Raw genomic sequence first — 13,683 nt, forward strand, 5'->3', positions numbered from 1 at the left:
AGTTTTAGGGGGGATTCATTTGAGTCAAGATAATATGGAAGCATTACAAGAAGTATCGATGCAAATTATATTAGGGGCAGGAAATGCACGTGCCGATATTCAATCTGCTCTGAAGGCTGCAGAGACTTTTGATTTTGAAGCAGCAGAGGAGAAACTGGCACAAGCGAAGAAACATATGTCTCAGGCACATTCTGTTCAAACAGAAACAATTCAACAAGAGGCGAGGGGAGAGGAGATTGTTTTCTCCACTTTATTTACTCATGCGCAAGATCATTTGATGACTGTTATGAGTGAGTGGAACCTAGCGAGAAATTTAGTAAGACTCTCTCGTTCATTGGATCAAAGAATAAAAAAATTAGAAGACAATGGGAAGTGATGTAGGTGCCTAACCAAACGAATCTGTTGTTTCCAAAATCTTTCCTATGGGGGGCGGCTACTTCTGCCTATCAAATTGAAGGGGAACATCTTAGTCATGGGAAAACATTATCGGTAGTGGAAAAAAACATGAATAAAAACTACGCAGATCCCAGCGTTGCCTCTGGTCATTATCAACATTGGGAAAAAGATATTGAATTAATGAAGGAGCTAGGTTTGAAGGCATACCGCTTCTCTATTTCCTGGCCGAGGATATTGCCTGATGGACGCGGGAAGGTAAACCAACAAGGAATTGATTTTTACCGCGGCATTATTAATAAATTGAGGGAAAATCAGATAGAGCCGATTGTCACTATTTATCATTTTGATTTACCGCAATGTTTGCAGGAAGAATATGGAGGTTGGTCGTCTCGGAAAGTGATAAACGACTTTGAGGCATATTGCGAAATATTGTTTACGCACTTTCAAGATGTGAAATACTGGCTGACCATTAACGAACAAAGTAATATGTTTCAATTGCCGTATCTAATGGAATTTGATCCTTCTATTCCATTAGAAAAGCAGAAATATGAGATGAACCATATTATGACACTAGCTCATGCCAAAGCCATCCATTTGTGTCGTGCCATGCTTCCAGAGGCAAAGATTGGACCGGCTCTGGGAGTTATTCCAAATTACCCAGCTACCTCCAAACCTGAGGATATTCTGGCTGCTAAGCATGCAGATGATTTAAGAACCTATTTATTTATGGACCTTTATATGAAAGGGACGTACAAGCCATTTGTATGGAATTATTTAGTAGAAAAAGGGATTGAGCCTACGATTGAAGCAGACGATATGGAGTGTATTCAAACCGCAACTTCGGATTTCATCGGAATTAATTATTATCAATCACAAGTCGTCAAATATGTGCCGCCTGGAGTGGAAAAGAAAGAGTTAAAGATGAACTATGATGGCGATAATGATGATACACAATATGATAATGTACCCGGCATATTTGAGGGAGTCGTCAATCCATATACAGCAAAAACAAGATGGGACTGGGATATTGATCCGATTGGTTTTCGATATCTGTTAAATGAAATTTATGATCGTTATCAGGTACCCATTATGATAACAGAGAATGGGATTGGTACGCTTGATGAGTTAACAGAAAATAAGCAAATTCATGATCAAGAGAGAATAGATTTTCTCCGTGATCATCTCCTGCAGATGCATGCAGCAATCAAAGACGGGGTAGAAGTATGGGGGTATATACCATGGTCATTTATCGACTTACTAAGTACCTCCAGTGGTTTTAGGAAGCGGTATGGATTTGTCTATATTGATCGTAATGATACAGATATCAAAACATTAGAGCGGCTTAAAAAGGATAGTTTTTATTGGTATCAAAAAGTGATAGCCTCTCATGGCCGTTCGTTGTTCCTTTGACAATTGAAAATATGAAATCCAGTAAGAGAAAGTGGCTGTTGCCCAATCAGGTACCTAATGGTGCAACAGCCGTTTTTTTTGATGCTATTGGAAAACAACTAATTTTATTTTTTAGACAAAATGTCTTCTAATGCTAATAAGGCAGCCGGATAGCGAAAGGTAAAGTTCTGTTCCTCTATTAAACGTTGAGGCAGTACTTTCTGTAGATCTAAGATAATGGTTGCTTGCTCGCCAAGAACCGTTCGTAATAGCGGAGCAGGTGCTGATACCCAATGAGGACGGTTTAGGATTCGGCCAATTAATCTACCCAGATTTTTTTGCTTGATTGGCTTAGGACTGCAAATATTATATACACCTTGCGCCTGTTCATTTTCTATTAAAGTCAAAACAGCCTGAGTGACATCGTCCAAGTGAATCCAAGAAAACCATTGCTTTCCATCTCCTAGATTTCCGCCGGCATAAAGTTTATAAGGTAATACCATTTTCTCCAGTGCACCGCCCCTTTCTGAAAAAATAACCCCAAAACGACCAATGACTACCCTTGTACCAAATTGCTTGAATTTGCTTGCCATCTTTTCCCATTGGTGTACAATGGTTGATAGGAAATCATGAGGTGCCGGATAAGTGTTTGTTTCATCGTATTCCGCAGACTTGGAAGGTGGGTAATAAACCAATAGCACTTGCATTAAACAGGATATCAGGTTGATAGTCTCGTGTTTGGAAATATGCATATAAACGTTCGGTTGTTTCGATTCGACTTTGTAACATAGCTTCTTTATGTTCTTTGGTCCATCGTTCACTAAGACTTGCACCAGCTAGATTAATAACAATATCAATCTTATTAGGCATAGCTGATTCCCAATCATCTTCCTGCCAATTTAGATAGGTAATATGTTTATGGTCAGAAGATCGGTTGGTACGCGTAAGAATAGTAACTTGTTCCCCGTTATCTGCATAAAGTGCTGCCAGTTCTCTGCCGACTAGCCCTGTTCCGCCAGTTATGAGAATATGCCGCATATCCATCCTCCTTCACTAGTTCTTATCACTATACTACCCTTTTTTTCTAAATAAAGAAATGGTCATCAGGATAAGACAAATTTCTTTTTTCTATTATTAAAATAAACATTTTTAAACAGAAAAAGTGATATATTCCACATATCAGGTACGTTTAACCATAAAAACGTCTCATTTAGGAATAGTTGTAACTATTTAGAAGAAAATTGTGATAAAGTGATGGCAATGGAACAGAAGGGGTGATCATTTTGTTATCTAAAGTCGAAAAAAGAGTATCCATAACAGAAGTTATTGCTAACAAGATTGCCCTGTGGGTGAAAGAGCGTAATCGTTTGGAAGAGATAGATTATCTCAAAATGAAGCTGGGTGTAGGTGTCATTTTGACAAATATTACAAAAGGAATAATAGTATATGGGTTAGCTATTCTTTTAAATATCTTTTTTGAAACATTAATCTTGCATGGGTCATATTTCCTACTTAGAAGGTCATCGTTTGGTTTGCATGCCAAATCAAGTACTATTTGTACCCTGTTAAGTATTGTCTTATTCGTTGTAATCCCTTATATGATGAAGGATATTGTCATAAATAATTATATATTGCTACCTTTATTCCTGGTTTGTATCTTCTTCGTCTATCTATTTGCGCCAGCAGATACTGAGAAGCACCCATTGTTGGGAAAAAACAGACGAAAAAAGCTACGTAATCAATCTGTGATTACCTGTATGGTATTAATGCTTATTGCAGTCATTGTGCCAATGCCAATGATCAGTACTTTGGTGTTTACTGGTGTTGCTATTCAAGTGATCAGCATACTGCCAGTTTCATATAAACTTTTAAAAAGGAGCTATGATAATTATGAACAGTATGAAGAGCAAGCTAGTTAGTAACATGAAGCAAGGTGTTGCAAAAGTAGTTGGAGATGTAGCGATTAAGGTCGGTAATCAGTCAACAGAAGCTCAATGTATTGGTTTTTCTTATGAACCAGAAGTACCGAAAGAATTATTGATGAAGGATAGATTGGATAAGTAATTATTCATAGATATATGTGATATACTGTAAGCATAAAACAAGGTGGTGATGTTTATGCTTACTTTTTTTGTGTTGTTTTTTCAATTATTAGCAATTTTATTAGGGATTTATATAATGTCAGAGAGGAACTTCGGAGCTAAGTTGTTTATGCTAATGTTTATATTTTCTCAAATTTTAGGATGCTTACTATATTTCACATTGGGAATTATAGGTGTTTTTTCTGTTTTAATCTTTTTTATTTTGTGCCTATCTCTGAAAACGAAAAAAATTATTCCCAGTATCATTATTCCATGTTTGACAACTATTTTATTCGTATTAAGTGATTATGGCGCACAAATTCTACTACATCAAGTAGAAGTTCAAGCCCCATTAAACATTAATTCAGATTTGAAATTACTATTAACATTAGGTATTCAATTTATTTTAATTATTGCAGCAAGTTTATTTCTACGATATATTTTTAAAAAGTTCCAAATCTATAATTTCCTCGAAGGTGTCTATGGCAAAATGATTATCGCCTTTTTAATATTTACGATTGTGATATTTTATATAAATATTTTCATCGGTCAACAGCAGGGATTTAGTTATGAGAATGTGCGTGCGAATGGTATTTTGTTTATTTTTTATACAATTTTATTATTCACTACGTTTATTATTTTAATTCGATCAGCTGCTAATAACTTTCGGATGGAAAATGAACGTATTCAAAATGAACAGCTGCGTGAATATACAGAAGCACTGGAATTACAATATGATGAAATCAGGAAGTTTCGTCATGATTATATTAATATTCTCTCTACGATGTCAGCTTATTTAAGTCTTAATGACTTAGAAAAGCTAAAGAAATATTTCTCCGAGAAGATTATTCCCATTGGCCAAAAGTTTGAGTCCAATAACTATCAATTAGGAGCATTGTCTAAGGTGAAAGTGCAAGAGGTAAAAGGGATTGTCTCTAATAAAATCATAAAGGCTCAGGATTTAAATATTTCAACCGTTGTGGATATTGCAGAACCGATCGAAGAGCTGCATGTTGATACAATGAAGTTATGCCGCAGTTTAGGTATTATTTTAGATAATGCCATTGAAGAGGCAGTCTTGTGTGACTACCCGCGCTTGGAAATTGCTTTTGTCGAGAAAGAGAACCTTCATATCATCATCGTGAAGAATAGCTGCCGGGAAGTTCCTCCTATCCATCAAATTTATAAAAAAGGATTTTCGACGAAAGGGGAGAATAGAGGTCTTGGATTAGCTAACCTCAGAGAAATTTTATCAGAATGTGAAGGTGTCACATTAGATACTTACATATCAGAGGATGGCTCCTTTGTCCAAGAAATTGGTATAGCAATACTAGAAAGAGCGTGATGATCGTGCTGGAAGTATTTATTTGCGAAGATGAAAAACAGCAAAGAGAGCGCTTAACTAATTTTATTCAGACTTATATTGAGAGTGCCTCATTGGATATGGCAATAGCTGTTTCAACGGACAATCCAAAGGATATTATAGAATATTTACAAGAGAATCAAGTAAAGGGTATCTATTTCCTAGACGTTTACTTACAGACAGAAACAGAAGGAATTGAATTGGCGGCAAAGATTCGTGAATATGATCAGCAAGGTGCCCTGGTTTTTATTACTACCCATCCTGAATTGATGGCATTAACCTTTACGTATAAAGTGGAAGCAATGGACTATATTACGAAAGGGGATTTTCAGCATGTGAAAAAAAAGGTGAAAGAATGCTTGGAGTTAGCCCACCAACGGTTACAAACGAAAAGAACACAACCCGTATTTTCTGTTCGTAATAAGGGGAAAGTGATCATTGAAGAATACCAAAATATTATGTTTTTCGAGACATCCCCTAATAAACACCGGATTATTCTTCATGCGGCTAACCGTCAAGTAGAGTTTTATGGCAAGTTAAAGAAAATTGAACCACTACACAAGTGTTTATGTCGCTGTCATCGTGCTTACGTTGTCAATGTACATAATATTGCAGAGATAAATGTAATAACTGGAGAAATCTTAATGAAAAATAACGAAATTTGCTTTGTGTCTCATCGCGCAATGAAAAAACTGTTAAGAGCATTGAAGGAGAGTAGAATAGGATAAGGGGAACAAAAAAGATTCCGATCATGCTCTTCTGATCAGGAAAAGCTCGGAATCTAATAGATGTTTGCCTTAATGTGTTTCTTGTTCTACCATCTGATAGACTGATTTATCTTCAATATAGTGAGTAAGTACAGTTAGTGCTAAGCCAAAGGCAATAATAACGCCAGCTATCATCGTGATGGCTACAAAAGAAAATCCTTTTTCTAATAAAAGACTGCCAAGGGCAGCACCGATGAAATTCGATAAGTTAAATACTGAAGCAGCAATTGTACCAGACAAGAGGGGAGCCTCTTTAGCTGCTAGAATAATCTTGGCATTAAGAAGTGGTGATGTTCCAAATGTTCCGACACCAAATAAAAAGCTGAATAGAAAAGCTAATAGTGTAATTTGGATGGCAAAGGTAAAGAGAATTAATACGATTGCTAAGAAACCTAGCGCTACCATTAAACTTTCGGTTAAGCGGTGTTCACTAATTTTACCGGAAACAAAATTTCCTGCTACAGCACCTAATCCAAAACAGAATAACGCCCCCGTAACACCAGCTACGCCAAACTCTGCAAATTCCCGCAGCATTGGTTCCTTAAAGGTATAGGCGGTAAAGACGCCAGAGAATCCAAAGATAATTACGATAATCATCATAAACACGTTTTTGTTTTTGAACATCTTTAATTCTTGTTTCAATTGTGGTGCTTTTGCTAGTTTTTCTGTCGGTGTAACGATCGCCAGTCCAATTAAGGTGAGCAAACCAATAGCTGCCATAAACCAGAATACCAACCGCCAGTCCAACATTCCCCCAAGAAAGGAGCCAAATGGTACACCAAGCATAATTGCAATGGTAAGCCCTCCTTGTACGGCTGCAATTGCACTGGTACGTTTATGAGGTGCGGAAATATTGACTGCTATAGCCATACATAAACCGAAATATGGGGCATGCATCATGGCAGAAAATAATCTGGATACTAACAGAATCTCAAATGTAGGTGCTGTTGCTGCAATAATATTGCTGATAACAAATAAGGCCATTAATCCGACCAATAATGGTCTAGGAGAATATTTCAGGGTAACAATTCTTAGAATAGGACCACAGATGGCTACGCTGATTGCGTATACACTTAAAAGTAACCCAGTTGTTGATACGGCGACTCCCAAATCATTAGCAAATTGTGTAAGTAACCCTGTTACCACATATTCTGTCATCCCAACGGCGAATGTCCCAAGCATAAAAACAAGCAGGACAAGATTTCTTGATCTCTGTTTCGTTGTCATGGACTGCTCCTTTCCTGTCTTTTTAAACAAAATAAATCTAGCCCCGTGCAAATTTGCTAGGCTAGTTGGTTTATCAATCATTATACAACTTTTCTAATTGCCGCAAACAATATTAAAGCATAAAGAGAAAGGACTTGTAAACCAAATTGTTTTAGAAAATTCAACTTATAAACAGTTCCGGAATACATCATAAGAGAGAAGGTCAGAACAATTTGACGAACAAAAAATGGTTAAGTGCTGTAAACTGTCCGTCATCAGCAATCTGACGGACAAAAAAAGAGCAGTCTCCCCAGAATTGTCCGTCATCAACGATCTGATGGACAAAAAAAGGCAATCCTCTTGTTCAGCTTTTTGATCTATCAGTCTGCAAAAACAATTCATGAAGAATCATTTGATAACCTTTCCACCATTGAACACTAACATGAAATGCTTCTGGATATTGGTTCCAGTTCCAGGGGATTGGCCAAGTGCCATCAGCTAATCTTGTCTCTCTTAAATAGGTTTGTTCCTTTTCTATCATAGCTTGAAATGGGGCTTGGAATACTTGATTTTCCCCAGCGAATACGGTGGAAGGCCTTAGCACATAGTTGTTCCAATCTCCATTTTGAAAGGCTGCATGTAATAATTCGATTAATTTATCATAGCCTGCTTTCAATTCCAGCTTGTCCCAGCCACTTTCCGCTAAGTCATGATAAAGATTAAGAAATAATGGCAGTTCATGCATATCTGCCTCCGACCGCTGAAGCAAATCTTGCCAAAGCGATGAGATCACTGCAGTTTGCGTTTTGTCCCCTGTCCGGTAAAGAAAACCTGCTAAGGCAGCGGTAGGGTTATAACCCCAATAGGCAGTTTCTTCGTTTTGATAATGCCACCAGAAGGCGTGTGGTGTGTCGTTATTCGATGAGATTACCGCAGGCCAGCGTCCGTCTTTTTCTTGTGTTTCTTTTACATATTGAATAAGTCGAGCAACGACAGGGTGATCCGTTTGATAAAAGTTAATCCTTCGTAAATAGTCCGTTGCCTTCCAGGTAGCTATGGGGGATGAGGCTGGGTTCCAGAAATCTGGTTCTAATCCATGGCCAAATCCTCCATCTGGATTTTGATAATAAGCCAGTTCTTCCACAACGCTAAGCTGGTCTTCCTGTTCAAATAGGTGTGCAAATAGGGCAATATCTAAGGCGCGCGCCTGTCGGTGAAGCCAATTTCTTGTCTGATCAAGTGTGGGATTCATCTGGGTAACCTCCTATTTTTTATGTACTACTTATAGATATACCATATTTTTCACTTTATCGTATAGTGATTTCACATAAAGTGCTGAAGCATATTTAAGAAAAGATGTATAGTGCAGGCCAGATTTTATATAATCCAAAATATCAGTCAGAAAAACTAGGAGTAGTCCAACCAGAAGTGGCACCACCAAAGGGATTATCTCTTTCTAATAAAAGCCTTGTTCCATAGGGACATGGATTGATTTTTCTCTGCACATTTATGATAAGATAGAAAAAAGGGGGAGATGGAAATCGAACTATTAAAAGAGATTAATATCCTAACACAAAGGAAAATCGTGATCTGGCTGAATATCTGGTCTATTATTATTTTTATCTTTTTCTTTATCATTGGTTTGTTGGTTTTACCAGATGTTACGCTCAACGTTACACTTCCTAACTTGCTTTTATTTATTATTGTCCTGTTTGTCCTGCTTTGTTTTCATGAATTAATCCATGGGATGTTCTTCAAGATGTTTGCACCTGAATCAAAAGTAAAGTATGGGATGAAGAGTGGTATGTTCTATGCGGCAAGCCCAGGTGTGACATATGCAAAACTACCATTCATGGTGATTATTCTGATGCCATTTATTATTATTACTTGTTTATTAGCAATGGCTTCCTTGTTTCCTGTAAATGATTTTGTCTTGTATTTGTTATTTATGGTTCATACTGCCGGCTGTGTTGGAGATTTCTATTATATTGGTGTATTGAACCAGCCGATGTTCCGGGATAAGCAAATAGTAGTAGAAGATACGTTAGAAGGAATTAAAATTTATCACGAGGCTGAGTGAATCCTGACTAACTCAATGTTCCAAGAAAATCAGACATAACTGACGAACAATAATATTACCGTTTCATATTATTGTTCGTCTATTATGTTGACTTCTATCATTTAGACTAGTAATATATGAAATGAATTTATAAAAAATTGATATCTGTCGTATAATGTTGGGGATAAGGCCCAAGAGTTTCTACTAGAGCACCGTCAATGCTTTAACTACGACCTGTGTGAAGAGGAGAGACAAATGCTCTTTTTCACAGCATGGCATGGAACACTCTTGGTATAGGCAGCAAGTGTGTTTTTTGTGCTTTCAAGAAGACTGACCAGATACTTAATCTAAAGTGGTCCTGTGAATGAAGGTGAGATGAAGAAAAGGTTGGTATACATGTAATGTTGTAATCAACTATCTTTTCTTATCTGAATGCATAAATGTGTCTCTTAACGACTGATGAAAAAAGGAGTTAACATCGTGAAAAAATACTTTGAATTTGATCGATTTGGTACGACTTATCGGCGGGAAACAGTTGCAGGTGTGACAACATTCTTAGCAATGGCATATATCTTGTTTGTTAATCCGGCTATGCTTTCTGCAGATGGGGCGACAGGAATGGATGCCGACGCTGTATTTGTGGCAACTGCTTTAGCTGCGGCTATCGGTACACTTGTGATGGGCGTTTTTGCAAGGTATCCGATTGCGTTAGCACCTGGTATGGGGTTAAATGCTTTCTTTGCTTATACCGTTGTACTAGGTTACGGTATTCCATGGGAAACGGCTTTAGCTGGCGTGTTAGTCTCTGGGTTTATCTTTATTATCTTAACACTAACTGGTTTGCGTGAGAAAGTTATCAATGCGATTCCAAACGTATTGAAGATGGCAGTTGGTGCTGGTATTGGTTTATTTATTGCCTTTCTTGGATTTCAAAATGCTGAAATCATTGTTCCCAATCCAGATACATTAGTAGCTTTAGGTGATCTGACGAACCCAATCACTGCGCTTGCTATATTTGGGATTGTTGTCACGGTTATTTTGCTAGTATTAGGTGTGAAAGGCGGGGTCTTCTATGGTATGATTCTAACGGCTGTTGTTGGGATGATAGTCGGCCAAATTGATGTACCCGAGCGAATTGTATCTGCTGTACCAAGTTTGGCACCAACATTTGGAGCGGCTTTTACTCATTTTGGCGATATCTTCACCCTGCAGATGTTAGTTGTGATTTTAACCTTCTTGTTTGTTGACTTTTTTGATACAGCTGGTACCTTGGTTGCGGTAGCTTCTAAGGCTGGATTAATGAAGGATGGCAAACTGCCAAGGGTAGGGCGTGCCTTATTCTCTGACTCAACGGCAACAGTAGTAGGGGCTACATTGGGAACATCAACAACTACTTCTTATGTAGAATCTGCTACAGGGGTAGGTGCGGGAGGGAGAACTGGTTTTGCTTCTATTATCACGGCTGCACTATTCTTATTAGCCTTGTTCTTCTCGCCTTTATTAGGAGTGGTGACAAGTTCGGTAACAGCACCCGCTCTGATCATAGTAGGGGTATTAATGGCTACTACCTTGAAGGATATCCCTTGGGATGACTTCGACTTAGCTGTCCCAGCATTTCTAACGATTGTAACGATGCCGCTGACTTACAGCATTGCAACAGGTATCGCAATTGGTTTTGTCTTTTATCCAATTACAATGGTTGCCAAAGGAAAGTTTAAAGAAATAAACCCAATTATGTGGGGATTATTTGTTATCTTTATTCTCTATTTATTTATTTTACATTAGAAAAAGAAAAGCCTTTGCTTTAATGCAAAGGCTTCTTTATATGGATAGAAAAGGAATCCTATAGCTTATAGACGAGCCTGCGCGGTTGAAGGACAGTTACAAAAGCTGCTGCAAGCACGAGCAGGATGCCTGTAACTTGGAAGAAGGTAAGCTGGTTTTGAAAGATGACCACCCCAATTAAGACGGCAATGATTGGTTCCATCACACCAAGAATAGCTGCCTTACTAGATTCAATGCGCACCAAGCCATACGTATATAAAATGTAGGCGCCCAATGTAGACAGGACTACAATACCGCTGATATTTAACCAAACGCTCACCGATTGGAATGCCTCTGTCTTTTGCCATAAACCACTTAGTGGAAGAATAAATAAACTTCCCATCAACAATGCATAGAAAGTAATGGTAATATAATGATAATGTTTGCTGATTTCCTTCCCAATAATACTGTATAATCCGCAGAATAAAGCGGAAAGAAACCCCAAGACAATACTGCTAATAGGAATAGATATACTGCCAATTGGAAATAGCTGAATGGCAAGTGAGCAGCCCGTGACAGTCATTAGTAACGATACCAGCTTTCGCAGTGTAATTTGCTCCCCGAAGAAAAAACGCGAAAGCACAGTAACAAAGATGGGCATGGTATACAATAGCACGACAGCGATAGATAATGAGCTTTGTTTCATCACCGTGAAATAACACCAATTAAAAAAGACAATTCCCATAATACCTATACCAATAAAGTGCGGGATATGTCTCTTTTTTATTCGTAATAGCCTTGGCTTGGTCAGTATTATACCAACAAATAAAATACTGGAAGAAAAGGTCAAGCGCAAGGCGACAATTTCCCAAGCAGTAAAACGATTATTATACAGCCCATCGACAAATAACCCAGTCAATCCCCATAGGCTTGCACCAAGGATGGTGATTATATATGCTACATAGCTTCTCATCTTATTCACCTTCTTTTCTCTATCTATTGTCAAAGGTTGCAATGAAGGAGAGTATGCTAATCTTAACATATTTCTGTTATATTTCAATGCTAGATTCTTTATCCCTGTGCAATCGTCCGCAGTTTCCCGCCTCTAAACAAGCGGTGGAAAGGGGAATATTTTAGGTAAGGAATGGGGACCTACCCATCATTCGAGCGATAAAAAAATCCCCATTGATGGCAGTTTCGCTTTATCATTCGTCAGCTTCCATAATATCGATGGATTGCCGGTCGTTTTGGTTGGGGACAAGGCGGTGTAAATGCATGGTCAGCAATCCCTGATGAAGAGAGGCAGTAATTTTATCCTTCCTAATTGGAAACGGCAACTCTATACTTCGTGAGAATTCGCCCTGAAGAATTTCCTGTTTTACTAAACGACCAGTTTGTTGAATCGGGAATAAACTTCCGGTTAATTTTAAGCTATTCCCTTCTACCATTATCTTCACATGTTGCTTGTCTTTGATGCCTGGCAGGCTGACATATAAAAAGACTTCATGATCAGTTTCATACATATTAATGGCTGGAATAGGCGGTTTCACCATATGTTCGAATTCGTTCCAAAACTGTCCGCCAAAGAAAGAATCCATATTCTCTTTCCATTCGTGCATATGTTTAAACGGATCCAAAAAATTCCCCTCCTTTTTCTAATTCAACTGTGGTAAAATGATCTCGCCATATAATTAAGATATGGCAGACATATAAAAGCGTGCAAAAGGGGTGGGCGTATGTTAGAAAATGCACTAGTGATGATCATTATCATTTTAATTATAAATATTGTATATGTATCGTGCTCCACACTTCGGGTTATTCTGACGTTAAAGGGGAGGCGTTATATTGCTGGAACGATCGGCATGTTCGAGATTGTTCTGTATACGCTTGGACTGGGAATTGTGTTAGATAACTTAGGACAAATTCAGAATCTTATTGCGTATGGGGTAGGTTACGGAATTGGGGTTGTAGTCGGATCAATGATTGAGGAAAAGCTGGCACTGGGTTATATTACGGTAAATGTTATTTCCTCGAATCCGGATATTTCTTTTACAAGACAGCTCCGGGAGAAAGGATACGGTGTGACAAGCTGGTATGCCTATGGAATGGATGGAGACCGATTATCAATGCAAATCTTATCGCCGCGTAAATATGAATTACATTTATACGAAACAATCAAAACAATTGATCCAAAGGCATTTATTATCGCCTATGAACCGAAACAAATCTACGGTGGTTTCTGGGTGAAACAAATAAAGAGAGGACGGATTCGTAAAAGTGTCAAAGAACAAGAAGCAAACCAAGAAGAAATTTCAGGTGAAGAATCAGGAGAGCATTGAGGCTTGTTTAGCTAGAATGCAGCAAGAGGGCTATCAGCCGGTTAGGAGGACAGAGCGGCCTATATTTATCGAAGAGAATGGAGAAATGATTCCGCATGGCCGTGAAATCATCTTTGAGGCGAAATTAGCAAAAGACGAACATTAAAAATAAATTTTTTATTTAATGTTCGATTTTAATTGACAGGTTTCTACAGCTCTTGATATCATATGATTGTAGTAAGTGTTCAAAAAGTTCGGTAAAAAGGACCTTCATCGGTTAAATTCGCAACATCGTGTTGCAACATCGATACTAGTACATCCTGTACGTCGGCAGGCTAAA

14 protein-coding genes, 1 pseudogene and 1 riboswitch are annotated in these 13,683 nt (G+C 38.1%); of the genes and pseudogenes, 10 read left to right on the plus strand and 5 right to left on the minus strand.

All coding sequences use genetic code 11. From position 1 onward, the window contains the following. Nucleotides 1-19: 19 nt before the first annotated feature. Together JOD18_RS05350 and JOD18_RS05355 are read left to right on the plus strand one after the other, a co-directional pair. Complete coding sequence (locus JOD18_RS05350; protein WP_239587938.1) at nt 20-376, plus strand: PTS lactose/cellobiose transporter subunit IIA; 357 nt, start codon at nt 20-22, stop codon at nt 374-376. Between the two features lie 5 nt (nt 377-381). Then, nucleotides 382-1,806, plus strand: coding sequence for a family 1 glycosylhydrolase (locus JOD18_RS05355; protein ID WP_204667918.1), 1,425 nt, complete (start codon nt 382-384; stop codon nt 1,804-1,806). 104 nt (nt 1,807-1,910) lie between these two features. On the opposite strand, the pseudogene JOD18_RS24555 reads toward JOD18_RS05355, so the two are convergent. Then, nucleotides 1,911-2,823 (minus strand): annotated as a pseudogene (locus JOD18_RS24555) (TIGR01777 family oxidoreductase). A gap of 245 nt (nt 2,824-3,068) precedes the next feature. Here JOD18_RS24555 and JOD18_RS05365 point away from each other — a divergent pair. Genes JOD18_RS05365 through JOD18_RS05380 form a run of 4 tightly spaced genes read left to right on the plus strand, consistent with a single transcriptional unit; the run spans nt 3,069 to nt 5,957 of the window. Beyond that, complete coding sequence (locus tag JOD18_RS05365) at nt 3,069-3,704, plus strand: accessory gene regulator B family protein (RefSeq protein ID WP_204667919.1); 636 nt, start codon at nt 3,069-3,071, stop codon at nt 3,702-3,704. Next, on the plus strand, nt 3,676-3,849 hold the full coding sequence (locus JOD18_RS05370; RefSeq protein WP_204667920.1) for a cyclic lactone autoinducer peptide: 174 nt from the start codon (nt 3,676-3,678) through the stop codon (nt 3,847-3,849). Before JOD18_RS05365 ends, JOD18_RS05370 begins: the two co-directional genes overlap by 29 nt. Before the next feature lie 54 nt (nt 3,850-3,903). Then, the gene (locus JOD18_RS05375; RefSeq protein WP_204667921.1) at nt 3,904-5,211 is read left to right on the plus strand and encodes a sensor histidine kinase; all 1,308 of its coding nucleotides are present in this window, start codon (nt 3,904-3,906) and stop codon (nt 5,209-5,211) included. 5 nt (nt 5,212-5,216) lie between these two features. After that, nucleotides 5,217-5,957, plus strand: coding sequence for a LytTR family transcriptional regulator DNA-binding domain-containing protein (locus JOD18_RS05380; RefSeq protein WP_204667922.1), 741 nt, complete (start codon nt 5,217-5,219; stop codon nt 5,955-5,957). 69 nt (nt 5,958-6,026) lie between these two features. Here JOD18_RS05380 and JOD18_RS05385 read toward each other — a convergent pair whose 3' ends face one another. Beyond that, on the minus strand, nt 6,027-7,223 hold the full coding sequence (locus tag JOD18_RS05385; RefSeq protein ID WP_204667923.1) for an MFS transporter: 1,197 nt from the start codon (nt 7,221-7,223) through the stop codon (nt 6,027-6,029). 343 nt (nt 7,224-7,566) lie between these two features. Beyond that, nucleotides 7,567-8,454 (minus strand): hypothetical protein, encoded by an 888-nt coding sequence (locus JOD18_RS05390; RefSeq protein ID WP_204667924.1) that lies wholly within the window; start codon nt 8,452-8,454, stop codon nt 7,567-7,569. 282 nt (nt 8,455-8,736) lie between these two features. Between JOD18_RS05390 and JOD18_RS05395 the strand changes: the two genes are divergently transcribed. Both JOD18_RS05395 and JOD18_RS05400 read left to right on the plus strand, forming a co-directional pair. After that, nucleotides 8,737-9,282, plus strand: a complete 546-nt coding sequence (locus JOD18_RS05395; protein ID WP_204667925.1) for a DUF3267 domain-containing protein — start codon at nt 8,737-8,739, stop codon at nt 9,280-9,282. A 127-nt stretch (nt 9,283-9,409) separates the two neighbouring features. After that, a riboswitch (purine riboswitch) is annotated at nt 9,410-9,511 on the plus strand. A 230-nt stretch (nt 9,512-9,741) separates the two neighbouring features. Then, nucleotides 9,742-11,046 carry a solute carrier family 23 protein gene (locus tag JOD18_RS05400; RefSeq protein ID WP_204667926.1) on the plus strand — a complete coding sequence of 435 codons (1,305 nt, stop codon included), beginning with the start codon at nt 9,742-9,744 and terminating at the stop codon, nt 11,044-11,046. 58 nt (nt 11,047-11,104) lie between these two features. Here the strand turns inward: JOD18_RS05400 and JOD18_RS05405 are convergent, their stop codons facing one another. Next, the gene (locus JOD18_RS05405) at nt 11,105-11,998 is read right to left on the minus strand and encodes a DMT family transporter (RefSeq protein WP_204667927.1); all 894 of its coding nucleotides are present in this window, start codon (nt 11,996-11,998) and stop codon (nt 11,105-11,107) included. A 232-nt stretch (nt 11,999-12,230) separates the two neighbouring features. Then, nucleotides 12,231-12,662, minus strand: a complete 432-nt coding sequence (locus tag JOD18_RS05410; RefSeq protein WP_204667928.1) for an Hsp20/alpha crystallin family protein — start codon at nt 12,660-12,662, stop codon at nt 12,231-12,233. A gap of 99 nt (nt 12,663-12,761) precedes the next feature. Here JOD18_RS05410 and JOD18_RS05415 point away from each other — a divergent pair, with 99 nt between their 5' ends. Beyond that, nucleotides 12,762-13,364: a DUF2179 domain-containing protein gene (locus tag JOD18_RS05415; protein WP_204667929.1), complete on the plus strand. Its 603-nt coding sequence runs from the start codon at nt 12,762-12,764 to the stop codon at nt 13,362-13,364. Next, nucleotides 13,303-13,509: an NETI motif-containing protein gene (locus JOD18_RS05420; protein ID WP_204667930.1), complete on the plus strand. Its 207-nt coding sequence runs from the start codon at nt 13,303-13,305 to the stop codon at nt 13,507-13,509. The genes JOD18_RS05415 and JOD18_RS05420 overlap by 62 nt, the downstream gene beginning before the upstream one ends. Nucleotides 13,510-13,683: the final 174 nt, after the last annotated feature.

This window comes from Gracilibacillus alcaliphilus (assembly GCF_016909015.1).
GTDB classification, from domain to species: domain Bacteria; phylum Bacillota; class Bacilli; order Bacillales; family Amphibacillaceae; genus Gracilibacillus; species Gracilibacillus alcaliphilus.